The 26,740-nt window shown below is 46.1% G+C and carries 24 protein-coding genes; 7 read left to right on the forward strand and 17 right to left on the reverse strand.

Annotated features, from left to right (window positions below):
- Positions 1-137: 137 nt before the first annotated feature.
- Entirely contained in the window at positions 138-764 is a 627-nt protein-coding gene (gene upp, locus KO531_RS19685; protein ID WP_011789711.1) for a uracil phosphoribosyltransferase, read from the reverse strand.
- A gap of 330 nt (positions 765-1,094) precedes the next feature.
- Here upp and purM point away from each other — a divergent pair, with 330 nt between their 5' ends.
- The 5 genes from purM (at position 1,095) to asnB (ending at position 7,854) form a co-directional block, all read left to right on the forward strand.
- Complete coding sequence (purM, locus tag KO531_RS19690) at positions 1,095-2,132, forward strand: phosphoribosylformylglycinamidine cyclo-ligase (protein ID WP_219252052.1); 1,038 nt, start codon at positions 1,095-1,097, stop codon at positions 2,130-2,132.
- The gene (gene purN / locus KO531_RS19695) at positions 2,132-2,776 is read left to right on the forward strand and encodes a phosphoribosylglycinamide formyltransferase (RefSeq protein ID WP_028760357.1); all 645 of its coding nucleotides are present in this window, start codon (positions 2,132-2,134) and stop codon (positions 2,774-2,776) included. The genes purM and purN overlap by 1 nt, the downstream gene beginning before the upstream one ends.
- A 159-nt stretch (positions 2,777-2,935) precedes the next feature.
- The gene (locus KO531_RS19700) at positions 2,936-3,682 is read left to right on the forward strand and encodes an HAD-IIA family hydrolase (RefSeq protein ID WP_028760358.1); all 747 of its coding nucleotides are present in this window, start codon (positions 2,936-2,938) and stop codon (positions 3,680-3,682) included.
- A 231-nt stretch (positions 3,683-3,913) separates the two neighbouring features.
- Positions 3,914-5,590 (forward strand): M28 family metallopeptidase, encoded by a 1,677-nt coding sequence (locus KO531_RS19705; RefSeq protein WP_219252053.1) that lies wholly within the window; start codon positions 3,914-3,916, stop codon positions 5,588-5,590.
- A gap of 599 nt (positions 5,591-6,189) precedes the next feature.
- The gene (asnB, locus tag KO531_RS19710; protein WP_105252850.1) at positions 6,190-7,854 is read left to right on the forward strand and encodes an asparagine synthase B; all 1,665 of its coding nucleotides are present in this window, start codon (positions 6,190-6,192) and stop codon (positions 7,852-7,854) included.
- A 183-nt stretch (positions 7,855-8,037) separates the two neighbouring features.
- Here the strand turns inward: asnB and KO531_RS19715 are convergent, their stop codons facing one another.
- The 3 genes from KO531_RS19715 to KO531_RS19725 all read right to left on the reverse strand — a co-directional run bounded on the left by KO531_RS19715 (position 8,038) and on the right by KO531_RS19725 (position 13,833).
- Entirely contained in the window at positions 8,038-9,156 is a 1,119-nt protein-coding gene (locus KO531_RS19715; RefSeq protein WP_219252054.1) for a patatin family protein, read from the reverse strand.
- A gap of 243 nt (positions 9,157-9,399) precedes the next feature.
- Positions 9,400-11,646, reverse strand: a complete 2,247-nt coding sequence (locus KO531_RS19720) for a TonB-dependent receptor (RefSeq protein ID WP_219252084.1) — start codon at positions 11,644-11,646, stop codon at positions 9,400-9,402.
- 396 nt (positions 11,647-12,042) lie between these two features.
- Positions 12,043-13,833, reverse strand: coding sequence for an acyl-CoA dehydrogenase C-terminal domain-containing protein (locus KO531_RS19725; protein ID WP_219252055.1), 1,791 nt, complete (start codon positions 13,831-13,833; stop codon positions 12,043-12,045).
- A 246-nt stretch (positions 13,834-14,079) separates the two neighbouring features.
- Between KO531_RS19725 and KO531_RS19730 the strand changes: the two genes are divergently transcribed.
- Positions 14,080-14,928 (forward strand): D-hexose-6-phosphate mutarotase, encoded by an 849-nt coding sequence (locus KO531_RS19730; RefSeq protein ID WP_219252056.1) that lies wholly within the window; start codon positions 14,080-14,082, stop codon positions 14,926-14,928.
- A 205-nt stretch (positions 14,929-15,133) separates the two neighbouring features.
- On the opposite strand, the gene KO531_RS19735 is transcribed toward KO531_RS19730, so the two are convergent.
- From KO531_RS19735 to yceD, 11 genes are all read right to left on the reverse strand, one after another.
- Positions 15,134-16,009 (reverse strand): NAD(P)-dependent oxidoreductase, encoded by an 876-nt coding sequence (locus KO531_RS19735; RefSeq protein WP_219252057.1) that lies wholly within the window; start codon positions 16,007-16,009, stop codon positions 15,134-15,136.
- 168 nt (positions 16,010-16,177) lie between these two features.
- Entirely contained in the window at positions 16,178-16,657 is a 480-nt protein-coding gene (locus tag KO531_RS19740) for an acyl-CoA thioesterase (RefSeq protein ID WP_105252855.1), read from the reverse strand.
- Positions 16,658-16,774: 117 nt separating this feature from the next.
- Positions 16,775-17,143 (reverse strand): hypothetical protein, encoded by a 369-nt coding sequence (locus KO531_RS19745; RefSeq protein ID WP_028760367.1) that lies wholly within the window; start codon positions 17,141-17,143, stop codon positions 16,775-16,777.
- A gap of 232 nt (positions 17,144-17,375) precedes the next feature.
- A complete protein-coding gene (fabF, locus tag KO531_RS19750) occupies positions 17,376-18,614 on the reverse strand; it encodes a beta-ketoacyl-ACP synthase II (RefSeq protein ID WP_219252058.1) in 1,239 nt (412 codons plus the stop codon).
- A gap of 236 nt (positions 18,615-18,850) precedes the next feature.
- The gene (acpP, locus tag KO531_RS19755; protein ID WP_006081231.1) at positions 18,851-19,084 is read right to left on the reverse strand and encodes an acyl carrier protein; all 234 of its coding nucleotides are present in this window, start codon (positions 19,082-19,084) and stop codon (positions 18,851-18,853) included.
- Positions 19,085-19,248: 164 nt separating this feature from the next.
- Positions 19,249-19,995 (reverse strand): 3-oxoacyl-ACP reductase FabG, encoded by a 747-nt coding sequence (gene fabG / locus KO531_RS19760; protein ID WP_006081230.1) that lies wholly within the window; start codon positions 19,993-19,995, stop codon positions 19,249-19,251.
- Between the two features lie 9 nt (positions 19,996-20,004).
- Positions 20,005-20,931, reverse strand: coding sequence for an ACP S-malonyltransferase (gene fabD, locus KO531_RS19765; RefSeq protein ID WP_028760368.1), 927 nt, complete (start codon positions 20,929-20,931; stop codon positions 20,005-20,007).
- A gap of 62 nt (positions 20,932-20,993) precedes the next feature.
- Positions 20,994-21,953, reverse strand: coding sequence for a beta-ketoacyl-ACP synthase III (locus KO531_RS19770; RefSeq protein ID WP_028760369.1), 960 nt, complete (start codon positions 21,951-21,953; stop codon positions 20,994-20,996).
- A gap of 9 nt (positions 21,954-21,962) precedes the next feature.
- Positions 21,963-22,991 carry a phosphate acyltransferase PlsX gene (gene plsX, locus KO531_RS19775; RefSeq protein WP_028760370.1) on the reverse strand — a complete coding sequence of 343 codons (1,029 nt, stop codon included), beginning with the start codon at positions 22,989-22,991 and terminating at the stop codon, positions 21,963-21,965.
- A gap of 15 nt (positions 22,992-23,006) precedes the next feature.
- Positions 23,007-23,177, reverse strand: coding sequence for a 50S ribosomal protein L32 (gene rpmF / locus KO531_RS19780; protein WP_006081226.1), 171 nt, complete (start codon positions 23,175-23,177; stop codon positions 23,007-23,009).
- A gap of 16 nt (positions 23,178-23,193) precedes the next feature.
- Positions 23,194-23,718, reverse strand: coding sequence for a 23S rRNA accumulation protein YceD (yceD, locus tag KO531_RS19785; protein ID WP_028760371.1), 525 nt, complete (start codon positions 23,716-23,718; stop codon positions 23,194-23,196).
- Positions 23,719-23,980: 262 nt separating this feature from the next.
- Here yceD and KO531_RS19790 point away from each other — a divergent pair, with 262 nt between their 5' ends.
- Positions 23,981-24,565 carry a nucleoside triphosphate pyrophosphatase gene (locus tag KO531_RS19790; protein WP_219252059.1) on the forward strand — a complete coding sequence of 195 codons (585 nt, stop codon included), beginning with the start codon at positions 23,981-23,983 and terminating at the stop codon, positions 24,563-24,565.
- A 172-nt stretch (positions 24,566-24,737) separates the two neighbouring features.
- Here KO531_RS19790 and KO531_RS19795 read toward each other — a convergent pair whose 3' ends face one another.
- Together KO531_RS19795 and rluC are read right to left on the reverse strand one after the other, a co-directional pair.
- The gene (locus KO531_RS19795) at positions 24,738-25,454 is read right to left on the reverse strand and encodes an HAD-IA family hydrolase (RefSeq protein ID WP_219252060.1); all 717 of its coding nucleotides are present in this window, start codon (positions 25,452-25,454) and stop codon (positions 24,738-24,740) included.
- A 22-nt stretch (positions 25,455-25,476) separates the two neighbouring features.
- Positions 25,477-26,436 carry a 23S rRNA pseudouridine(955/2504/2580) synthase RluC gene (gene rluC, locus KO531_RS19800; RefSeq protein WP_219252061.1) on the reverse strand — a complete coding sequence of 320 codons (960 nt, stop codon included), beginning with the start codon at positions 26,434-26,436 and terminating at the stop codon, positions 25,477-25,479.
- Positions 26,437-26,740: the final 304 nt, after the last annotated feature.

The following is a 26,740-nucleotide window of genomic DNA, read 5'->3' on the forward strand; positions in this document are numbered from 1 at the left end:
CTTATTCTAAACTTTAGCAGCTTAAGATAAAGTTGTTATTTCTGTATTGAACAAAAACAAAAAGGGAGCCTAGGCTCCCTTACTGACCACATCCGCTCAATTGAGCATCAGCAACTCAGATTATTTAGCAACTTTGGCTATTTAGTACCAAAGATTTTATCGCCCGCATCACCAAGACCAGGCAGGATATAACCTTTCTCGTTTAAGCATCTATCGATAGCGGCAGTATATAATTCGATATCCGGATGCGCCGCTTCTAAGGCTTTAATGCCTTCAGGCGCAGCCACTAGCACTAAGGCCTTAATTGAAGTACAACCGCGCTTTTTCAATAAATCGACGGTCGCAATCATAGAACCACCTGTCGCCAACATAGGGTCGACAACTAAAGCGATACGCTCGTTCATGTCGCTGGCCAGCTTCTCAAAATAAGGCACTGGCTCAAGGGTCTCTTCATCACGGTAAATACCGACAACTGAGATACGCGCACTTGGAATGTGCTCGAGTACGCCGTCCATCATACCCAAACCCGCACGTAAAATTGGCACGACAGTGACTTTTTTACCTTTGATTTGATCGACCTCAACCGGACCATTCCAGCCTTCAATCGTCACCGTTTCAGTTTCGAAATCTGCGGTAGCTTCATAGGTTAATAAACTACCCACTTCGGCGGCTAGTTCACGGAAACGTTTAGTGCTAATGTCACCTTCGCGCATTAAACCGATTTTGTGACGCACTAAAGGATGTTTAACCTCGACAACTTTCATTTTTCTCTCCTGCTTATTTTTCGGCGTATTATTTTAGGCAAATTTTTCAGATTCTAGTTGATTTGTTTACTAGGTAAAACAGAAAGTTTTGCCATTCGGTCTAATCGTGAGCTATCTCCCAAGAATAATCCCCAATCGTCTAAGATACCTACTGTGATTTACTATTTTGTGATCAAACTTAAGACCTCTAAAAATAGAATATCTCGCATTCAGACCAAAAAAACTCCGCCGAGGGGCATAAATCCAAATCATGACTTTCGACCCCTAGCACAAGCTGGTAGAATACCGCCGCATAAAATCCAATAACGATGTACCCGAGAGGATCCCTCCGTGAGCACACCTACCCCACTGAGCTATAAAGATGCCGGCGTTGATATTGATGCAGGTAATGCACTGGTAAGTAACATTAAAGCAGCCGTTAAACGTACCCGTCGTCCAGAAGTTATGGGCAACTTAGGTGGTTTTGGCGCCCTGTGTGAAATCCCCACTAAATACAAACAACCGGTTTTAGTCTCTGGCACCGATGGTGTTGGGACTAAATTACGTTTAGCTATCGACTATAAAAAACATGACACTGTCGGCATAGATTTAGTCGCCATGTGTGTGAACGATCTGATCGTCCAAGGCGCTGAGCCACTGTTTTTCCTCGATTACTACGCAACAGGCAAACTCGATGTTGAAACGGCAACGTCCGTCGTCAATGGCATCGGCGAAGGTTGTTTCCAATCTGGTTGTGCGTTAATTGGCGGTGAAACCGCTGAAATGCCAGGCATGTATGAAGGTGAAGATTACGACCTAGCGGGTTTCTGCGTGGGTGTAGTTGAAAAAGCCGACATTATTGACGGTAGCAAAGTGGCAGCGGGTGATGCACTTATTGCATTAGCCTCAAGCGGCCCTCATTCAAATGGTTACTCTTTAGTACGTAAAGTATTAGAAGTGAGCCAAGCAGACCCTCAACAAGATCTCAACGGCAAACCGCTGATTGAACATCTACTTGAGCCAACCAAAATTTACGTAAAATCATTGCTCAAACTGATTGAAGCATCTGATGTCCATGCGATGGCGCACATTACTGGCGGCGGCTTCTGGGAAAACATCCCACGCGTACTGCCAGATAATTTAAAAGCGGTTATCCAAGGCGATTCATGGCAATGGCCCGCTGTTTTCAGTTGGTTAATGGAAAATGGCAACATTGCAGAATACGAAATGTATCGCACCTTCAACTGTGGCGTCGGCATGTTAGTCGCGCTGCCAGCCGATAAAGTAGATGCAGCACTTGCATTACTGGCTGCAGAAGGCGAACAAGCATGGCTTATCGGTGCTATCACACATCGTGAAGGCAATGAAGAGCAAGTGGAGATCCTGTAATGCCCCAGAGCTGTCGTGTAGTTGTATTAATTTCCGGAAATGGCAGTAACCTGCAAGCGGTTATCGACGGTTGCGATGATAATCTGCAGGCCGAAGTTGTCGGAGTCATCAGTAATAAACCCGATGCCTATGGCCTAGTGCGCGCCCATCATGGCGAAATTGATACCAGCTGCGTGATAGCTCACCAAGGTGAATCTCGCTCTGAATACGATGCACGTTTAATGACAGTGATTGAAAAGTATCAGCCCGATTTAATCGTGTTGGCGGGATTTATGCGGATCTTAACCGATGATTTCGTGAATCATTACCTAGGTCGCATGATCAATATTCATCCTTCGCTGCTACCTAAATACACTGGCTTAAACACCCATCAACGTGCCATAGACGCGAACGATAGCGAACATGGTGCTAGCGTGCATTTTGTCACGCCAGAGCTGGATGCAGGCCCAGTGATATTACAGGCCAAAGTGCCTGTTTATGAAGACGATACCGCTGATATGCTCGCCGCCCGCGTGCATGAGCAAGAACATGCCATTTATCCGCTCGTGGTGAAATGGTTTAGTCAGCAACGTCTTAACATGCAAAATGGCCAAGCCTATCTCGATGGCAACCTTATCGGCCCAAGCGGTTACGCGCCCGATTAGTTCCACTTGACCGTAAGTTGTACCAATCAAAAAAATAGAGACCTTCGGGTCTCTATTTTTTTAACTATTTTCAACAAAAGCATTGTTTTCTGAGGCAATGTGGCATTAGATAACTTAACGAAAAAGTGATTTTTGATCGGCATGACAAGAGACTATTAGATGAAAAATATTATCTGCGATATCGATGGTGTACTACTGCACGACAATAAACTGATCCCCGGCAGCGACAAATTTATCCAGCGCATTTTAGAGCAAGGCAATCCGTTAGTGATATTGACTAACTATCCCGTACAAACGGGTAAGGATCTGCAAAACCGTTTAAGTGCCGCCGGTATTGATATTCCTGAAGAATGCTTTTACACCTCCGCCATGGCCACCGCCGACTTTTTAAAACACCAAGAAGGCAGCAAGGCCTATGTCATTGGCGAAGGCGCCCTCACCCACGAACTCTACAAAGCAGGCTTTACCATTACCGATATTAACCCCGATTTTGTGATTGTCGGTGAAACCCGCTCCTACAACTGGGAGATGATCCATAAAGCGGCAGGCTTCATCGCACGCGGCGCGCGCTTTATTGCCACTAACCCCGATACCCACGGTCCAGCCTACAGCCCTGCTTGTGGCGCACTCTGCTCACCCATCGAACGTATTACCGGTAAGAAACCTTTCTACGTGGGCAAACCGAGCGCTTGGATTATTCGCTCTGCACTTAATCATATCGATGGGCACTCGGAAGACACTGTCATCATAGGCGACAATATGCGTACCGATATTTTGGCGGGCTTCCAAGCAGGGCTTGAAACCATTCTGGTCACTAGCGGCGTGAGTAAGCTTGAAGATATCGACAAAGAGCCCTTCCGCCCGAACCATGTGTTTGCCTGCGCTGGCGACATCGACGTTGTTTAAACAGATGTCTAATCCTATGTCTAGCAATTCATCCTTGCCAGTCGCTTAAACATTACCTATGCAACACGCCTCGCCCAAGGCGTATTGCATAGGGTAAAGCAACATTAAGTAACATATTCACCTTCTTCTCAACCTTGTGGCTCACCGCGGCTTGCTTCATGATAAGTCTCGCTTCTGATTGATTAACATAAATCTAAAATACCTTAATTAAAACAACAGTAGGATTAACCTATGCGACGTCTGTATCCACTCTGTGCGTTGGCCATGCTCAGCGCCTGTAGTCCAAATGTATCAGAGCCTGATAGCAACAGCACTTTGGCTGAACTCAAACCAGTGCAGTTTAATGAAGCGCGCTTTAGAAATGATATTAAAGCCCTGTCATCCGATGAATTTGAAGGCCGCGCGCCCACCACTCACGGTGAAAAACTCACCTTGGACTATTTGACCAAAGCCTTTACAGAGATGGGACTCAAGGGCGCGTACCAAGGCAGCTTTTTACAACCTGTGCCTATGGTGAGCTATACAGCAGATGAAGCGCAGCAAGTCACGCTGGCAGGATTACCCTTTAAATACCGAAAAGATCTAGTGCTCAGCAGTCGCCACGATAACGGTGGTATTAGTATTGAGAACGCGCCATTAGTCTTCGTCGGCTATGGGGTGAATGCCCCTGAATATGGTTGGAATGATTACCAAGATCTCGACATGAAAGGCAAAATCGCGGTGATCTTAGTGAACGATCCCGGCTTTGCTCGCCCTGACTCGGGGAAATTCAACGGTAAAGCCATGACCTATTACGGCCGTTGGAGCTACAAATTTGAAGAGGCCAGTCGTCAAGGCGCACTCGGCGCACTGATTATCCATGATACCGAGCCCGCCTCTTACCCTTGGTCCGTGATAGAAAATAGTTGGACTGGACCACAGCAAGATCTGGTCCTCAGTAAAGCAGAACAAGATAGCCGTATCCAAGTCGAAGGCTGGCTTACACTGGACGCGGCTACGCAACTGTTCGATAAAGCCGGTTTATCACTGCCTAATTTAATGGCACGCGCCGCCGACAGCTCAATCAATTTACCCCTTGAGCAAACGGCCAACATCGCCTTTAAAAATAAAGCCGAATACGCGAATAGCTACAATGTGGTCGCCACACTCCCCGGCAGCACACAAGCCGACGAGCAAATCCTCTACACCGCCCATTGGGATCACATAGGTAAAGACGAGACAAAAGCAGGCGATCAAATTTATAACGGCGCCATGGATAATGCCTCAGGCACTGCCGGCATTCTCGAAATCGCCAGACAATTAGCCGACAATGCCAAACAAGGCCATGGTTTAGCGCGCTCGGTCACCTTTATTGCCACCACAGGTGAAGAACAGGGCTTACTCGGTTCACGCTATTACGCCGCCAATCCACTTTACCCTATCGACAAAACCGTGGCAGTGTTAAACCTCGACAGCACGAATATCTACGGTAAAACCAATGACTTTACCATCGTTGGCAAAGGTAAATCTGAGTTAGAAACTTATCTTATCGATGCGGCTAAACAGCAAAACCGCATCGCCATGGGTGAGAAAAATCCCGCTTCGGGCGGTTTCTTCCGTTCAGATCATTTCAGCTTTGCCAAACTAGGCGTGCCCGCCGTCTTTGCCGGCGGCGGTAGCGACCCCGTTGACGAAGCCACGGCTGCTTATAAAACTCAGATGCAAGCGACAATGAAAGGCTGTTATCACAATGTCTGCGATGAATATCGTGAAGATTGGGATTTAAACGGCGCGCTGCAAGACTTGCAAATCTACTACCAAGTCACGCGCACATTGGGCAACAGCCAAGATTGGCCGGGATACTATCAAGGCACAGAATTCAATAGCCTGCGCCCAGCCAAAACAACACTGGTAACGGACGCAAAATAACAAGCTAAGTATTTGGCTTCTTGTGAGAGACAGTTGGGTTAGTCGTCTCTTATTGGCGCCTGCTAGTAGAACCTGCGAAATAAAGCGCCAGCTGAATAAAGCGTCTCCTCCACCAGCCAAAGCGCCAAACAAGACCTACAAGCACGTGAACCATTCACGTGCTTTTTTTGTTTTCAGCTCACAAACAATGCCGTTATCGCGAAATATCCATCCTGCCACACAATTCTGAATAGGCTTATGCCATTGGTTGATGTCAAACTCAGCGCATTAATTGATTAAAAATAAAACACTTAAACGGGACAACTCATTATTTAAGGTCTTTTTAGCGGTTTTTCTATCATCGATACTTTTTTAAAACACATTGTGAATTCCCCAAAACCCCTCATGCCAAATCAGACAATAAAAACAAATCATCAAAAATAACGCAAATTAAATGAATTATTCTCAAATAAAATCATTAAACATGAACATCTAAATCAATAAAAACACCAATAAACAGATAAAACATCAAAAATAGTATTTGGCAAATACCTAAATTGCTGGCACATTAAACCTCAATTGAGACATCCTCAAATGACAGACAGTGTGGGAGTTGTACTATGTGTTCAATCTTTTCGATTTTAGATATCCAATCTGATGCCAAAGAACTGCGCCAAGTCGCGCTAGAAATGTCTAAGCTCATGCGCCACCGTGGCCCTGACTGGTCAGGTATTTATGCCAGTGATAAGGCAATTCTTGCCCACGAACGTTTAGCGATTGTTGACATTGAACATGGTGCTCAGCCACTGCTGACCGAAGATGGCAGTTTGATCCTCGCGGTCAACGGCGAAATCTATAACCACAAAGAATTGAAAGCCCAGCTAGGCGATAAGTACAGCTATCAAACCAACTCTGACTGCGAAGTAATCTTGGCGCTGTATCAAGAATACGGCACTGAATTTCTTGATAAATTAAACGGTATCTTCGCCTTTGTGTTATATGACAAAGCCCAAGACAGATACCTTATCGGCCGCGATCACATGGGTATCATCCCGCTATATACAGGCCGTGACGCTGCGGGTAACTTCTATGTTGCCTCCGAGATGAAAGCGCTGATGCCAGTGTGTAAAACGGTAGAAGAATTCTTACCGGGCCAATATTTGTACTCAAGCGATGCCGCCGCGGTGAAATACTACACTCGCGATTGGCAAAGCTATGATGCGGTTAAAGATAACCCAGCCAGCCAAGAAGAATTGCGTGACGCATTAGAAGCGGCGGTCAAGCGCCAATTAATGTCAGACGTGCCCTATGGTGTGTTGCTATCAGGTGGCTTAGATTCATCGATCATTTCTGCCGTGACGCAAACCTTTGCTAAACGCCGCATTGAAGACGATGGCGAAACCAACGCTTGGTGGCCACAGTTGCATTCCTTTGCCGTCGGCCTTGAAGGTGCGCCAGATTTAATCGCCGCCAAAAAGGTCGCCGAAGCGATTGGTACAATTCACCATGAGATCCATTTCACCTTCCAAGAAGGCTTAGATGCGATTAAAGAAGTGATCTATCACTTAGAAACCTACGATGTCACCACCATACGTGCTGCCACGCCAATGTATTTAATGGCACGTAAAATCAAAGCGATGGGCATTAAGATGGTGTTATCGGGTGAAGGTGCTGACGAGCTATTTGGCGGCTATTTATACTTCCATAAAGCGCCAAACGCACAGGCATTCCACGAGGAGTTAGTCCGCAAACTCGATAAGCTGCATCTGTTCGATTGTCTGCGAGCCAACAAAGCCATGGCCGCTTGGGGATTAGAAGCTCGCGTGCCCTTCCTCGATAAAGAGTTTATGGATGTGGCGATGCGCATCAACCCTGAAGCGAAAATGTCTAAGGATGGCCGTATTGAGAAACACATTCTGCGTAAAGCCTTTGAGCACAAATTACCAAAAGAAGTGGCATGGCGTCAGAAGGAACAATTCAGTGACGGCGTGGGATACTCTTGGATTGACGGTTTGAAAGAACAAGCTGCAGCGCGGGTGGATGATTTACAATTGGCAAACGCGAAATTCCGTTTCCCATACAACACGCCAGAAACCAAAGAAGCCTATTTCTATCGCTGCTTCTTTGAGGAACATTATCCACTGAGCGGCGCTGCAGAAACGGTTCCAGGTGGTAAATCCGTCGCCTGTTCAACGCCAGAAGCATTGGCTTGGGACGAAAGCTTACGCGGCATTATCGACCCATCGGGCCGAGCAGTACGCTCTGTCCACACCTCAAGTTATTAATAGCCTAACCTTGAAGGACTAGGTTGATGAGCTAGATTGATGAGCTAAGTTAATTAATTAGATTGATGAACTGGTTAAAACTGCAAACCACAAGCGCCACCCTAGGGTGGCGCTTGTATTTTAATGCTTTTTACTTTTATTGCTTACTCACGTACAAAATGGTGACTTAGCTAAAATACCAAACTAGGCCGACAGCGCACTGAATGGCTTGATTTGAGAGTGGGCTTGAATGTGGGTTTGAGTGTGAGCGTTGGTTTGCACTTGAGTTTGAAAATAAGCATTACTCTGCGTCAAGGCCATCGGATCTAAGCTTAAAAACTGCTTTCCAGCACTCAGCCCCGCATGATAATCATGGCGTAAATCCGCATCGGTACTGCCCAGCAATTTACTTTGCAAATTTTCAGCAGCAAAAATCTGCACTATCTCCACATCCTCTGGTGGATTAGCGATAAAGTCCAATTCATCCTGATAGGCTTGTTCGTGCTGCACTAAGTAATCTATGGTTTTCGGGCAAAAGCCAGAAACACAAATCCAAGATTTTAATTTGTGAACCCAAGCCGATTGCGCCTGAAAATCCTCGCTCACAGTACGGATCACCACAATTTTGCGGGCACCACGACGATAGGCCTCACGCACAGGTAAAGGCGCAGCTAAACCGCCGTCGAGATAAAAATCACTGCCAATACCTTCGCTTAATGCTGTGCCGTGACCAGAGGCGCTATGATTAGCCGCGCCGTTATTACAGGCCTTGTCACTATTACAGGCCTTGTCATTTAGCCAAGGCGTGAGTTTCACCCCTTGTTTATATAAAAATGGTAATGCGCTAGAAGCTTTTAGCAATTCGCGCCACTGGCTTTTACTGCTTGGACTAAAAAAGTAACCTTTGCGATCACTGGCATTCGTAGTTGTGATCAGTAACTGCCGATGACCGAGTGAAGCTGTCGCCGCGTTAAGATCTAATTTAAACATCCCTTGTCGCGTCTGCTCAAAATACCAATCTAAATCGACTACATTGCCGCCGACTAACCCGCGACCGAGTCGATAGAAGCGTTTATGGCGCGATAAACCGCGGATTAAGCGTTTGGCATAACCCTTTTGGCGGGCCAAAAAACTGCTGAGATTCTGTGAACCTGCTGAGGTACCGATAAACAAATCAAAGGGATCGAATCCGCCATCAAGCCAAGCATCGAGCACGCCTGCGGTGAATATACCGCGCTGACCACCCCCTTCTGCAATCAGGGCCACCTGTGGGCTAGCGTTAGATTGAGGGTCTTTGGAGGCTAAGTGGCTGACGGCGTGCATAGGAAAACCTTATCGAATAATTCATATAAGGCGAGTCTAAACAAGCTGAATCAGAAAGGATAACGGATAGAAACTATCATCTTAATAGGTAAACACTATTAAGATGATAAGTCACACAAGGTTAATCCATGCTAAATGCACGAATACAGACAGAGAGCTACGGCGGTTATTCGCGCAAGATTAACCCATTCGCTCCAGCTTGCTCATAATCCTTAACGAACAAGCTATTTTTACATCAATACATTAAAACTTATGACTCAGTTCAAGCGTGATATTACGCGGCTCACCGGGGAAATGGCCATTACGCTCGCTAAAACCACTGACGGCATATTCTTTATCGAAGATATTTTTAAGATTTAAGCGAACTTGAGTTTGATCCCACTGGGTCGTCCAGCTCATGTCAAAAATCGTATGGGGCTTCACCGTTTGGCCATCGAGGCTGAACTGCTCGCCCACATAGTCCATACCAAAAGCAATCGCCGAATCGAGTGCATTGATATCGTAACGGGTCCATATCCCTGCTTGATGGCGCGGCGCATTGGCAAAGTGCTTACTATCAAAAGTATTGGTTAAACTATCGTTTGTTACCCCTTTAACCACTTCGGTCTCGTTATAGGCATAGTTTGCCGTGACGGTCAGGTTATCGGTTAAATCCCCCACCAGCGTCCATTCAAGGCCTTGACTGTGTACTTCACCCAAATTAAGTAAAGCGGGAATACCATCGTCATCGCCAGTATCTAAAGGGTTAGCTTGGGCGACATTTTGTTTTTCAATGCGATACACAGCAAGCGTGGTCATAAACTGGCCATCAAGCCATTCATTTTTCATCCCAAGTTCAATTTGATTGCCCGTTTCTGGATCGAGGAAACCATCACCAATATCTTCCGCTTGATTGGTTAAAGATGCTGGATTAAAGCTCTCTGAGTAATTCAAATAAAAGGACATTGAATCAATTGGGCGATAATTAAGCCCTGCTCTTGGCGTTATCGCGTTATCGCTGAAGGAGAAACCAGTATTTTTATCATAATCATCAAACTGGCTAAAACGCAGACCAGCAATTAATGACCACTGTTCATTAAAGTGCAGATGTTCCTGTACATAAATGCCGTAACGGTTAGCGCGGGTACCATCGGTATTTTTATCCTTCAAGTTGTAACTATTAGGGTTGGTTTCACCATAGTTAAGGTCAAAAATATTCAGGTTACCAACACCATCCTTATCAGTCGCCAATTTGTACTGATATTCGGTTTCGACATAGTGATAGTCGCCGCCGAACAGGAATTCATGTTCAAAACCTAAAACATCGAATGCATAGACAAAATCATTGGTTAAACTGATTTCATCATTAGCCCGTGCTTGAACTCGGTATTCACGCTTAATAGTGCCATCACCCATAATGGGCTTTTTATTGGCATCTAAGGTCGCCCAACCTCTCGATTCATGATATTGCTGCGTGGAATCATTATTCAGATAACGGATCTGAGTCTTGACAGAGAAATTATCGGTAAATTGATGATCGAGAATCGATTGCAGCACCAGTGCATCCATCTTCTGGAAGTCACTCTTCTCATTGGCATTATAGGATGGCGCAACCAGGAAGTTACCGTCATTATCGACAGGAACGCCGCGCAGTCGATTGCCACCTAAATCCTGCTTAATAATATCGAAAGTGGTAGTGAGCTTAGTATCATCACTGATTTCGTAGAGTAACCCACCCGCCACTTCGGCATTTTGGCTATCGGCATTATTTCGAAAGCTATCTTCCTGCTGATAATAGGCGCCAAAGCGATAGGCAAGATTTTGGGTTAAGCCACCGGTGAAATCCAGCGAGCCGCCCATCATATCCTCGCTGCCCGTACTTAAGGTCAGCTCTTTACTCTCGACAAAGGTTGGTTTTTTAGTGACATAGTTGATCATGCCGCCGGGTTCACCGCCGCCATAAAGTGCGGATGCAGGACCTTTTAACACTTCAACCCGCTGCACATTAAACAGTTGCGGCACAGAAAATCCCGAATAGGGATCGCCCCTTACCCCATCATAAAAGACGTTGGCATCGTCACGGAAACCGCGAAAGGTCACGCCAGAATAACTGAACTCACTTACGCCAGCGATTGAGCGGTATAAATCGGTAATATTGCGCGCTGCTTGGTCAACGATTAACTGCTCGGTCAGCACTTGCACCGACTGCGGCAATTCCATCACATTAATCGCCGTCTTAGTGCCAACCGTTGTTTCTTTATCGACGTACATTTGCATCGCGCGGCCATGAACGGCAATTCGCTCAGGTGCAGCCAATTTAACTTGCTCATAGGCTGCAGGCTCAGTCGATGCAGGACTTGCAACGGGTGAGCTTGTAGACAAGGTCTGCTGTGGAGCCTCTTTATCGAGTACGGTTTCAGCGGCGAATGCCGACTGATGTTGAGCGAGTGCAAGTGCGATTAATGAGTAGGCGAAACGAGTCTTCACAGAATGTCCCCAGCGCGAGCGCATAAAAATGGTATAAACCAAAGGGTTTACAAATGTATTCAAACGAATTGGCCGTCATTATAAATAATGATTTACGAATGACAATAATTATCATTTGAATTTACACAATTGTGAAACGCGCTTAATAAATCATCGACATCAACCCACATAGTCCTTGTTATGTTTGGTTATGACTCAAACAAAAGAACGTCAATAACACAGACCTTCGATGAAAGTTTTAATGTGGAATAAGAAAGAGACGCACAGCATCAAGCTGATGTATTTGTGTGTAACCTAATAAAAACATAAAGTTAAAGATTTAAACGATATAAAAATAAAAACCAGCGACAGTGCGCTGGTTTTTGGCTATTGTTGAGCTGTTTTTAAGCAAGGGCTTAACTCAGCCTATAAGGTGAATGCTTAAAAGATAGCTTCATCCAATTGCGTGAGCATTTCACTCGCCTGCTCAATTTGCTTACGCAGACTGCGACCTTGCACCGCCCAGTAAGCCATGTAGAAATCGGCAGTTTTCAATTTAGCTTGGTAAAATGCGGTTTCTTCGGTGCCCTGCTCCAACGCCGCTAATGCCACCGCGGCACTTCTGGCCCACATCCATGCCAGCGCAGTCACCCCAAATAACTCCAGATAAGCCATAGAGGCTGCGCCGATAATGTCAGGATTGGTCGCAGCTTGTGCAGCTAAATAACCACTAGCCTTTTGCAAATCACCCGCACAATCCATTAAACCACTCACGTAAGGTTGCATCGCCGCATTCGTGCTATGTGACTTAATAAACTCTGTCACTAACGCCGACCATTGCTGCATCGCCGCGCCGCGGTCGCTAAGCAGCTTACGTCCCACTAAATCCAATGCCTGAATACCGTTAGTGCCTTCATAAATCAGTGCAATACGGCTATCACGCACAAATTGCTCCATACCCCACTCATGAATATAACCATGCCCGCCAAACACTTGCTGTGCATCGACACAGGCATTAAAACCACGGTTAGTGATAAAACCTTTCACCACTGGCGTGAACAGTGCCGCTAATTGGGAGGCAACTTTGGCTTTGGCGGGATCGCTATGACGCTCAGCTTCATCGAGCCACAAAGCTTGTTGTCCAACTAAGGCTCTTGCGCCTTCATTGAAGGCTTTTTGCGACAGCAACATGCGGCGCACATCGCCGTGAACCAAAATCGGATCGGCGGCTTTTTCTGGGGCTTTGGCGCCACTTAAGGCGCGGCTCTGTAATCTGTCTTTGGCATAGGCTAGCGCATTTTGATAGGCAATCTCAGAGACACCCAGACCTTGCACGCCAACGCCTAAACGCGCTTGGTTCATCATAGTAAACATGGCGCGCAGTCCTTGGTGCGGCTCGCCGACAAGCTCACCCAGCGCAGCTTCAAATACCATCACACAAGTTGAGTTACCGTGAATGCCCATCTTATGTTCAAGGCCACTGGCATATAAAGTGTTCGGTGCGCCTAAACTACCATCGTTATTCACTAATACTTTAGGCACGGCGAACAAAGATATGCCCTTCACGCCTTCAGGTGCATCGGGCAAACGGGCTAATACGAGGTGCACTATGTTGTCGGTGAGTTGGTGATCGCCTGAGGAGATAAAAATTTTCTCACCGCTGATAGCAAAAACACCTTCGGATACTGGCACGGCTTTAGTGCGTAATAAGGCTAAGTCCGTACCGGCGTGGGACTCGGTCAAGTTCATGGTCCCAGTCCATTCACCGCTGACCAGTTTACTTAAATATTTTTGCTTGAGCGCATCACTGCCGTGGGTATGGATGGCGGCATAAGCGCCATGGGTCAAACCGGGATACATGGCAAAGGCCATGTTAGTTGCCGTTTGTATCTCAGTGGCAAAAATCCCCACCACTTCGGGTAAGCCTTGGCCGCCATATTCAGGATCGCAGGTCAGCGTCGGCCAGCCATTATCAACAAACTGCCGATAGGCATTATCAAATCCTTCCGGTGTAATCACCTTACCATCGACCAACTTACAGCCTTGCAGATCGCCGACACTATTGAGCGGTAACATAACTTCAGTACTAAAGTCGGCCATACCTTGCAGGATCGCATCGACAAGATCTGGATCGATTTCATCGAACCCCTTGAGTGCATCTTGCTGATAAATATGTAACATTTCATCGAGGATAAATTGATAGTCGCGCAGCGGCGCTTGATAAACTGGCATAATCGCTTCCCTTTTCTTGTTAGACTGCAACTCAACTAAGTGATCTGACCACTTTGGTGCTCTGACCACTTTAGCTAAATCTGCCGAAAAAGAAAGCACCTCAGTATCCGCCACAGACTTTTGTTTACACAAACGAACAGCGAAACCGTAAATTGATCGCAACAAAGCCTTATGTTATCGCGGAAAACTTTGTAAGCTAACTGCCTGTTTTTCTGATATGTCAGCAGAGTTAAGGATATTGTTACTATGGGTTCTGTCACTACTAAAAAGCACGCCAACGGGCTCGATTATGTCGAAGTGAATACGGCGTTATGTCAGGCAAGAATTTTTTTGCAGGGCGCGCAAATAGACTATTTTCAACCCGTAGGCAAACCACCTTTGCTGTGGGTTTCATCGGCTGACGATTATCAACCCGGTAATGGGATCCGTGGCGGTGTACCCGTATGCTGGCCTTGGTTTGGCATGAGTAGTGAAGCGAACTTTCCCCAACACGGTTTCGCCCGTACCCGAATTTGGGCGCTGGAATCGGTAGAAATGCGTAATCAGTTAGTGGATTTACGTTTTAGCTTAAAAGTCAGTGAGCAAGATAAAATCTATTGGCCGCATAACACTGAGGTCTGCGTGTTATTTACCCTAGGCGACACCCTGAGCATTAGCCTTGTGAATACCAACTTAGGCGATGAAACCGTCACGCTTACCCAAGCGCTGCACAGCTATTTCCCGATTGAGGATATCCACCAACTCAAAGCCAGCGGTTTTAGTGGGTCAAAATACATCGAATTTACACAAGGGCCTTATCCGCAAACCACGGATGAAGTGCTGTTTGATCGCGAGACAGATCGTGTCTATACCGATCTCGGCCCAGTGCAGTTATTGCATACGCCGCAGGGGACAATCGAAGTCAGCCGTGAAAACAGCCAATCCGCCGTATTATGGAACCCATGGATTGAAAAGTCACAACGCCTTGGCAGATTTAATCCAGAGGATTATCTGACCATGGTCTGCCTAGAAGCGGCCAATGTATTAGAAGATAAAGTCGTGCTCGCGCCAGGTGAAACTCACAGTTTAGTGACCCATATTCGCTGGAAAGACTAACGATTAAATATCCTAGCTCTTAATGTCCTAGTCAAAAAACGATACACACAAAAATGCCCAGTTCTATTTGCCAACGCAATCGAGACTGGGCATTTTTATCATTGCAAAACCTATCACTGCGAAACCAGAGTGTTTATCACTCCGAAACCTAAGTTTTATCACTCCGAAACCAGAGTTTTTATAACGATGAAACTTAAGGTAAAACTTATTTCGCCGATTTCTCTAAGCGCGCCAGCAAGCTAGACGTATCCCAACGGTTACCGCCCATGCCCTGAACTTCTGAATAGAATTGATCCACCAAAGCGGTCAATGGCAAGTGTGAACCATTGCGGCGGGCTTCTTCTAAGGCGATGCCTAAATCTTTACGCATCCAATCGACGGCAAAACCAAAATCATAGCTTTGGCCCCACATCGTCTTGTAGCGATTTTCCATTTGCCAGCTTTGCGCCGCGCCTTTGCTGATCACTTCAATGACTTTCTCGCCATCGAGTCCCGCTTTACGGGCAAATTGCAGCGCTTCCGCCAAACCTTGCACCACACCCGCGATACAAATTTGGTTCACCATCTTAGTTAACTGACCTGCACCAACCTCACCTAAACGTTCGGCGCAGCGGGCAAAGGCTTCAATAACGGGTTTAACACGCTCAAATACCGCTTCATCGCCGCCGACCATCACAGTCAAGGCGCCATTTTCGGCGCCCGCTTGACCGCCAGACACGGGCGCATCGAGGAAATCAATGCCCTTTTCCGCTAACACTTGATGAAGCTCACGAGCGACATCGGCCGAAGCCGTAGTATGGTCAACCAGCACAGTGCCCTTTTCCATCCCATGAATAACGCCATCACTGCCTAATACCACTTCACGCAGGTCGTTGTCATTGCCCACGCAAGTAAACACTATATCTTGACCCTCTGCCGCTTCCTTTGGTGTTGGACAGCAGCGGCCACCATAGGTGTCGACCCAAGTTTGCGCCTTGGCAAAAGTACGATTATAAACAGTGACCTCATGGCCTTTGTTCAGTAAATGCCTCGCCATGGGATATCCCATTACGCCTAAACCAATAAATGCGACTTTTGCCATGAGCTGATCCTTAAATAGATAAACAAAATGAATCGATTCAAAATAGTGGCCGCAGTTTAACATTCATCAACGGTAACGTCAGAATGAAATCGGAGCGAGTGATAAATGCACTTTTCGCTAAAAACAACAAAGGCGCCTTAAGCGCCTTTGTTGATTTAATTTATGGGGCTATTTCACCACATGGGCTTCCATTTCGGCGCCAATCTTTTTACGCATTTCCATCAAGCGCAGTGCAGAATCCCGCAAATGAATATCATGTTCCGTCTGTGGTATCCACTCAGGCACTGGCGTAGGTAGGCCATCTTCATCAACTGCGACCATGATCACAATACAATGGGTGGTGAGATGACGCTCAGAAACTTTAGGATCGCCCGCTCGCACATCGATACCGATATGCATAGAGGTTTTACCCGTATAAATCACTTTTGCGCTGACTTCAACGATATTGCCGACCAAAATGGGTTGCACAAAACGAATACCGCCCGCATAAGCAGTAATACAATATTTACCGCTCCAGCCCGCTGCACAGGCATAGGCCGCGAGATCGATCCACTTCATCACAGCACCGCCGTGAACTTTACCACCAAAATTCACATCCGCAGGCTCTGACAAAAATCTCAGGGTACTTTGTCTATCTATACCAGCCATATAACCTCAACTTATTCAGCCACTGTGGCTCAATGTTTCGTGCAATAGGCTGAGTTTACGATAGAAAGCCCCATTAGCGTAAAAATAATTACGATTGACCTCGTCAAAAAATTCGATTTAACCAAAGTGGCTAATAAGCACGCAGCAAAGCAATAAACTCGGCAACGCTAAACGATAAATCCATAGTTGAAATTCACTACTGACGAAACGTGTACCCTTAGCAAAAGTGTAAACGCCTAAGCCAAACATAAAGAAACCCAGCACTTCGAGGCCCGAAGACATATTGCTATCGCCACCGACGTTAATCGCCGTCACCAATAAGGCAAACCAAACCACCACGTAAGCAGCGATTGCTAAGGTAAAAGTCTTGATCCCAATGTCCATGTTTGGATGCCACACTTTAAACTCACCGCGGATCAATTCGGTCAGATTGGCAGTTAATGCGCCAATGAGGGGAACAAGCGGGATCACCGCGGGATTTAACATGACACACTCCATTAAGATTGAATATGTCTGTCATTATCTGTGGTCACTAGAATTAAACAAGCTTGATGAACAAATGTTAACACTATGGATATCATACAGTTAAAAAGTGACATCCATCACAATAAAGCCATAAGATAACGGAGTTCAACTCACATGAGCAATGAATTTGACCCATAAAAAATGCGCCCTCAGGCGCATTTTTTCACTGTGTTTTACACCATAAATGCGTGTTTTACACTTTCTTGAACAGTAATGAACCGTTAGTCCCACCAAAACCGAAGGAGTTACACAGAGCGTAATCCATCTTCACGTCACGGGCTGTATGGGCAACAAAATCTAAGTCACAACCTTCATCTGGATTATCCAAGTTGATGGTTGGCGGTACGGCTTGGTCGCGCAGTGCTAGCAAAGTGAAAATCGCTTCAACCGCACCCGCAGCACCTAATAGGTGACCCGTCATCGATTTAGTCGAGCTAACCAGTATTTTATAAGCGTGGTCGCCAAATACTGACTTAACCGCTGCCGCTTCCGCTTTATCACCTGCTGGCGTCGACGTACCGTGGGCATTGATATAACCAATTTGCTCCAGTGATAACTTAGCGTCATTAATAGCATTGACCATAGCCGCCGCAGCGCCTGCTCCGTCACTTGGAGGCGATGTCATATGGAACGCATCACCGCTCATACCAAAACCGACTAACTCGCCGTAAATGGTCGCACCGCGTGCTTTTGCGTGTTCGTACTCTTCCATCACCATCACACCAGCGCCATCACCGATCACAAAACCATCACGGTCTTTATCCCATGGACGGCTCGCCGCAGTCGGATCGTCATTGCGTGTCGATAATGCTTTCGCTGCACCAAAACCTGCCACGCCTAAAGGAGAAGTGACATCCTCAGCACCGCCGGCAACCATCACGTCTGCATCACCATAGGCAATGGTACGCGCCGCGAAACCGATATTATGCACGCCCGTAGTACAAGCGGTCGTCACGGCGAAATTTGGCCCTTTCATGCCAAACATGATCGACAAGTGGCCCGAAATCATATTGATAATGGTACTAGGTACGAAAAAAGGAGAAACCTTACGCGGGCCACCATTCATCAATGCGCTGTGACCTTGTTCAATCAACCACATACCGCCCATACCCGCACCAATAGCAGTACCGACACGACCAGGGTTTTCTTTACTCATGTCCAGACCTGAGTCTTGGATAGCTTGGATGCCAGCCGCCATACCGTATTGAATAAAGAGGTCCATCTTACGGGCGTCTTTTTTCGTTACGTATTGCTCAACATCGAAATCTTTTACTGAACCACTGAAACGAGTGGTAAATTCACTGGCATCAAATTTGGTTATCGGTGCAATACCACTCTTACCCGAAAGCAAAGCCTTCCAAGTAGTATCGACAGTATTGCCCACTGGAGTTACTAACCCCAAACCGGTTACCACTACACGACGTTTAGACACGGCAGTCACCTTTAAATGCTAATTTGTTAATTCAGATAGAGGACACAGGGTTTTCTATCATTAGACAATTTCTTAAATAACTTTTATTTAGAAAAATTCGCCAATCTGCGGCGAGCATCTCGTGGATAACAATTAAAACACGATCCAGAGACGATTGAATGGCACGGAGGCAGAATTTGACGGGGCTAAAACAAAAACAGGCGGCAAAAATGCCGCCTGTCTTCAAGAATTCAGAATTACTGATTCTTAGAAACGTAGTCGATCGCTGCTTGAACAGTAGTGATCTTTTCAGCTTCTTCATCAGGGATCTCGGTATCAAACTCTTCTTCCAGAGCCATAACCAACTCAACAGTGTCCAGAGAATCTGCACCCAGATCGTCAACGAAAGATGCCGCTGGCTTAACGTCTTCTTCTTTAACGCCCAGTTGCTCTACAATGATTTTCTTTACACGTTCTTCGATGTTGCTCATTAGTTTTCTTTCCTATTCAAATTACGCACTTGCGTAAGATTGCGAGTAGTTTATTAGATTTGGCTGACAATGCAAGCTTAGTTTTCGTGGTCTAACCACGAAATTTCACTATCAATTGATACAGATCACTACTCAGTTGCGACAGAAATCCCTGCCATTCGCCCTTAAACCATGTACATGCCGCCATTCACATGCAAAGTTTCGCCTGTGATGTAAGCGGCTGAGTCCGAGGCCAAAAAGAGCACTGCATTGGCAATTTCTTGCGCTTGCCCTAATCGTTCCATCGGAACCTGTGACATGATAGCTTTTTGCTGCTCTTCGGTCAGCTCATCTGTCATATCGGTCTGGATAAATCCAGGAGCGATAGCATTAACTGTAATTTGACGAGATGCAACCTCTCTTGCAAGAGATTTTGTAAATCCAATCAAACCCGCCTTTGCTGCCGAGTAGTTAACTTGACCTGCATTGCCCATGGTGCCTACCACTGAACCGATATTGATGATTCGGCCAAAGCGCTTTTTCATCATGGTACGCATCACAGGTTTTGACAGTCTAAATAACGATGTCAGGTTGGTGTCGATAATATCCTGCCATTCATCATCTTTCATCCGCATCAGCAGATTATCACGGGTTATACCCGCGTTGTTGACTAGAATATCAACATCACCCGCTTTTTCTTTGATCGAGGCGAATAAATGTGTAACAGATTCACTATCTGTGACATTAAGCACTAAACCAAAACCTTTGTCACCCAGATATTCTTGGATAGCCGCAGCGCCCTTCTCACTGGTTGCGGTTCCAATAACCACTGCACCCGCTTCGACCAGTGTCTCAGCGATCGCACGGCCAATACCGCGGCTCGCACCTGTCACCAAAGCCACTTTGCCTGTTAAATTCAGGTTGAAACTCATATAAACTCCTTACTCAGTTAATGCTGCTAATGAAGCAACATCATTAACCGCTTGGGCTGATAGTGATTTATTAATTCGTTTTGCTAATCCTGTCAATACTTTACCAGGACCACATTCCACCAGTTGGGTAATGCCTTTTTGGGCCATTAGCTCAACAGTTTCGCTCCAGCGGACAGGACAATATAACTGACGCACTAACGCATCTTTAATGTCATCAGCAGAGGTGGGTGATGCCACATCAACGTTATTAATCACTGTAATTGTTGGGGTATTAAACTGTACATCGTTTAATGCCACGGCCAGTTTATCCGCCGCAGGTTTCATTAATGCGCAGTGTGATGGCACGCTGACAGGTAAAGCCACCGCCATTTTAGCGCCCGCTGCTTTACAAGCTGCTGCAGCGCGCTCAACTGCGTCTTTTTGACCAGCAATGACCACTTGACCAGGACTGTTAAAGTTAACTGGACTCACCACGTCACCTTGAGCCGCTTCGGCGCAGGCATTAGCGATACTCTCGTTGTCCAAACCGATAATCGCATACATAGCACCCGTGCCAGCTGGAACCGCTTGCTGCATCAGTTGACCACGTAATTCCACCAACTTAATCGCGTCTTTAAAATCCATCACACCGGCGCAAACTAAAGCAGAATACTCGCCTAAGCTGTGACCCGCTAGTATAGCAGGCATAGGTTTGCCTGAAGCCACGTAGGTACGCCAAATCGCCACGCTCGCCGCTAATAGGGCTGGTTGAGTTTTATCGGTTTCATTTAAGCTTTCAACAGGACCTTGCTGAACCAATGCCCACAGATCATAACCTAAGACGTCACTCGCCTCAGCAAAGGTTTGTCCAACAACAGCATGAGATTCGGCAAGCTCGGCTAACATGCCTAGGGCTTGTGAACCTTGGCCCGGAAATACAAAAGCAACATTTTCCATATTCAAATTACCTATGGCTAACTTAATTTATTGAAAAATCATGTGGAACACACATGTAGAACTTAGAAACGAATGAGCGCACTGCCCCACGCAAATCCAGCACCAAAGGCCTCAAGCAGCAGTAGTTGTCCGCGCTGAATACGGCCATCACGTACGGCTTCATCCAATGCAATGGGCACTGACGCGGCAGAAGTATTACCGTGTTTAGCTAAGGTCAATACGACTTTATCAAGACTCATATCGAGCTTTTTAGCGGTAGCATTGATAATTCGGAAGTTGGCTTGATGAGGCACTAACCAGTCAATTTCTGACTTATCGATATTGTTAATGCGTAACGTCTCAGTCACCACATGGGACAATTGAGTCACAGCCACTTTAAAGACATCGTTACCTTTCATGGTCATAAAACCGACCGCTTCAGAGGTTTCGCCTTTTCGTGGTGGGAAAGCGCATTTCAATAAGTCACCTTGGCGACCGTCGGCATAAATGTGGGTCGAAATGATCCCTGGTGTTTCGGATGCGCCTATCACAACCGCGCCCGCACCATCACCAAATAAAATAATCGTTGAACGATCTTCTGGCTCACATAAGCGAGACAGTACATCGGCACCAATCACTAATACTTTTTTAGCCGCGCCTGTTTTTACAAATTGATCGGCAACAGATAAAGCATAAACAAAGCCTGAACACGCCGCTGCGATATCAAAAGCTGGAATGGTATGCACGCCAAGCATGGCTTGAATTTCACAGGCCGCAGCCGGAAAAGCATTGGGAGCACTGGTGGTGCCGCAAACGATCATGTCTAAATCTGATGCTTCTATGCCAGCCATTTCTAGCGCTTTTAATGCCGCTTGGTAGCCCATAGTTGAAACGGTTTCATCGAAAGCCGCAATGCGACGTTCTGATATACCTGTACGTTCAACAATCCATTGGTCAGTGGTTTCCACCATTTTTTCCAAATCTTGATTGCTACGCACCTGCACCGGTAGATAACTACCAGTTCCGAGAATTTTTGTATGCATAAGGAGAGATCAGTTATTTATATCTAAAAGAATCGACTCCAAACGATCTTTTATCATTTCAGGGAGTCGACGTTGAGCTTCCGTTACTGCCAAACTAATTGCTTGTAAATAGGCAGTTTCATCCGCGTTTCCATGGCTTTTTACAACTATTCCGCGCAATCCTATCAGACTTGCACCGTTATAGTGGTCGGGGTTCATCTGACTAAGGACCGCCTGGATACGAGGGGCGATAAGTTTAGCCAGAAAACGAACGAATAAACCTTGGGTTAGTCCCCGTTTTAACTGATGTACTAATAACTTGGCAATACCTTCTGAGGTCTTGAGCGTGATGTTACCCACAAACCCATCACAAACAATCACATCCACATTACCGGAATAGATTTCATCCCCTTCGATAAAACCTGTGTAATTGATTTGTTCTGTGTGTTGCAGCAACTGCGCGGCTTGCTGAACTTGGTCATTACCTTTAATTTCTTCAACGCCCACATTGAGCAAGGCGACTTTTGGCCGAGATTTCTTATCTACCGCTTCGCACAGGACTGAGCCCATCACGGCAAACTGAAATAAGGTTTCAGAGTCACAGGAAATATTCGCGCCCAAATCCAACAAATAAACCGGTTTTTGAGTCACCGCAGGTAAACAACTAACTAATGCGGGTCGATCAACACCAGGCAAGGTCTTCAGCAATACTTTCGCCATTGCCATCAGCGCCCCTGTGTTACCGGCACTCACACACGCTTGTGCGCGGTCGTCACGCACTAACTCAATAGCCAATCGCATGGAACTGTTTTTACGTGTACGCAAGGCATGCACAGGCCTATCGGACATACTAACGACTTCATCGGTATGAATGATTTCTATGCGCGAAAGTAAACTCGCTTCGGCTTGACGTAGATAGACATCAATTTCAGTCTTGTCACCGACTAAAATGATTTTAAGAAAAGAATGTAATTGTAGTGCCCGCAAGGCTGCAGGCACCGTGACGTGGGGGCCATGATCACCACCCATTGCATCTAACGCAAGCGTCAGATTCGTCATTAGGAAACCAACAAATTACTTGTTGATTACCTTTTTACCGCGATAGAAGCCATCTGCAGTCACATTGTGACGCATATGGATTTCACCGCTGGTAGCGTCTACAGACAGCTGAGCAGTGCTCAGTGCGTCATGTGAACGGCGCATTCCGCGCTTTGAACGTGATTTTTTGTTCTGTTGTACAGCCATTGGCCTGTCTCCTCGATTACTTGCTCTTCAGTTTTTCTAACACTGCAAACGGATTTGGACGCTCCTCTTGAGCGGGTTCTATCTCGCCTACAACCATGTCTTTAGATCCTGCACTGCAATCAATTTCTTGATGCATTGGGATTATCGGCATAGCGACTATCAATTCATCTTCGATCAATTGATGTAGACGCACTTCGCCAATTTCATTGCACTCAATTGGGTCATACGCATCCGGGAGCTCATCGATTTCTGCCTTAGTCCGACATGGACCAAAACAAAACTCGACCGTAACCTCAGTGGTAAATAGTGTCATGCAACGTTGACATATCAGAGTGAGCTCCGTCACAGCCTTCCCTTTCAGGTAGACTATCCCCTGTAAATCTACGCCACATTCAAGCGACACTGCCACATCGGAACAGTCGCCGGCACATAACTCAGTTAATCTTTTCAGTTGCACACCAGGAACAACGCCCTGATAAACTAGGCGACTCGAGGCGGCGCGAAATGGATCAATTGAAACCGGTATCTTTACTGTTTGCATAAGGCGCGCATATTATAGTTTGAAAACGCTAGAGTCAAAGAAAAAATACTAACTTAAGTCCCAGTTTGCGACTTAAGCCTTTCCCCTGCCCCAACATTGAAATTGACGGAAGCGAAATAGTACCCAAGCATGGGGCCGCATACAAGCGCAAGCCGCCTAAAATAGTCGCATTCATTGAAAAGAAACCGTAAAAGACGAAACTCTTGCACTCTCGCGCATTGATTGGTCACAATATGAGTCACTCTTTTGCGGATATCTCATTATGCCAACCCCATTAATCTTAGCTTCGACGTCTGTATACCGACAATCTTTACTGCAAAAACTCGGGTTACCCTTCGAATGCTGCAATCCTAATATTGACGAAACGGCGTATCTCGAAGAATCGGCCCATGCTTTAGTGCTGCGATTAGCCAAAGCAAAAGCCGTCGCGGGGGCAGAACAATTCCCCGACGGTCTGATTATTGGCTCCGATCAAGTTGCCGTCATTGATGGCAAGATTATCGGTAAACCCCATCATTTTAATAATGCCGTCGCGCAGCTCACTCAAGCCTCAGGCAAGGCCATCACCTTTTATACTGGTCTTGCACTCTATAATGCCAAAACTGGCGCTATGACCGCTGAGGTTGAACCCTTTACGGTTCATTTTAGGCACCTTAGCCATTCGCAGATTGTGGCCTACATAGAAAAGGAAGAGCCTTATTATTGCGCAGGGAGTTTTAAGAGCGAAGGTTTAGGTATCGCGTTATTTACAGCGCTCGAAGGTCGCGATCCCAATACCTTAGTTGGCTTACCACTGATATTACTGACGGAAATGCTGTTAGCCCAAGGTGTAGACGTTCTCGCTTAAACGTTTACCAAGGCTTTGCTCTATTTGCTCAGTTTATTGAATCAATGACGCGCATCAAAAATACCGAGCTACTGAGTCGTTTCATCGACGAGAAGATGAGACGTAAATAAAAGTGATAAGGAAGTCTCATGCGCAGCGGCATGTATTGCCGCTCCAGCATTAAATAGCAGTGTTAGAGGTATTGCAGTAATTGCTTTGGTGAATCTATCAAGGCGATAGGTTTTGCCCGCAGCAACTTTTCGGCACTGTGAGCGCCATAGGTCACGCCAACGCTATCAATCCCAGCATTGGCCGCCATGGTTAAATCCAGCAGAGAATCACCCACCATTAAGGCTCTGTTCGGTGCTATATTCAATTCTTTCAGCAAGCTTGAGATCATTTCAGGGTGGGGTTTGCTGTGCACTTCATCGGCGCAGCGTGACGCAACAAAGTATCGACCTAAGCCTGTTTGCTCAAAGACGCGATCAAGTCCCGCACGGGCTTTACCAGTTGCGACGGCTAACTTATAGCCTTGGCTATACAAGTCATCGATTAATGCAGGAGTTTGTACAAACAAGGGCGTTGGCGTGGTGTCTAAATGCAAATATTGTACTTTAAACTCAGCGCGCATCTGCTGATATTGATCATTTTCGCCTTGGCTGAATGCATTATTAGAATGTAGAAGCTGAGAATATACAGAAGAAGCGCTGCAATTAAGCCCCTGTGGGAACAGGACTCGCAGCGCTTCTGTCATAGAAAGACCAATAATATCGCGAATGTCACTTTCAGTTGGGATAGGTAACTGCAATGCCTTAGCCATATTTTCAATACAAGTGATAATTTTACCGATGGAATCCATCAGAGTGCCATCCCAATCGAAAATCACTAAATCATATTGCTTTATCTTCATCCTTGAAACCTATCCCCGTCGATTACGCACGCTTTAACTTATCGAGTAATTGCGACAAATTTTCATCTAAAGGCGCTGAAACCCGCATCACTTCATCATTTTCTGGATGAATGAACATCAATTCAGCGGCATGTAAAAAGAGTCGAGTTAAGCCTAATCCACGCATGCTATCGTCAAACCCTTGCTCGCTGTACTTATCATCACAGGCGATTGGATGACCGGTAAATTGACAATGCACCCGAATTTGATGGGTACGTCCAGTGACAGGGCTTGCCTTCACTAAAGTACAACCTTGGTAACGCTGCATAATTTTAAAGCGCGTTTCTGAAGGCTTACCCTCAGCATTAACGCGCACTATGCGCTCACCGGATTTAAGGGTGATCTTCAATAAAGGCTGTTTAACGGCTTTATCTTGAGCAGACCATTCACCTTTAACTAAGGCCAAATAGTCTTTCTGCATCTTTTTATACCGAAGCTGATCATGCAGATGTTTAAGCGCGCTACGCTTTTTCGCCACCAATAACACGCCCGAAGTATCTTTATCGAGACGATGTACTAGCTCTAAAAACTTTTGTTGAGGACGCAGTGAACGCAATGCTTCAATCACACCGTAATCGACTCCACTACCACCATGCACGGCAATGCCAGCAGGTTTATTCAGCACGATCAAATGATTGTCTTCATGCAAAATACGATCTTCGAGTTGCGAGACTTTACTTAAGTTCGCCGATGGTGCGGTACGGTTATCCGGCTCTGCCACGCGAACTGGCGGAATACGTACTATGTCGCCAATCTGCAACTTGTACTCGGGTTTGATGCGTTTCTTATTCACTCGAACCTCGCCCTTGCGGACAATGCGATAGATCATGCTTTTCGGCACGCCCTTCAGCTTGGTCATTAAGTAGTTATCGATACGCTGTTCGAAGTGATCTTCATCAATCGTGATCAACTGAACCTGTTGTGGGGTGGATTCTATATTCATGATGCGCCATCTAATTATAACGGTCGCCATTGTACAACAACTGAGAAGAATTGTGCCTTTCCATTGCTGAATTTTTTGATTATTGCTATATTTCACCAGCGATTAGGGATAAGCCGTGAATAAAGTGTTCACAACGCCCTGATCCCAAGCGGAAAATTTAACGGATAAAAAAAGATTTTCTTGATAGCAAATCATTGATTTGCAAATCGTATACAGAGTAAAAATACCACAAATGCGTTTTTTACGATTAAATCGAGAAAGTCACCTTACTTTAATAAGGTTTACCCTAGGTTTTCCTCCCCGA

It is taken from the genome of Shewanella sp. NKUCC06_TVS (genome assembly GCF_019345515.1).
GTDB lineage: Bacteria > Pseudomonadota > Gammaproteobacteria > Enterobacterales > Shewanellaceae > Shewanella > Shewanella oncorhynchi.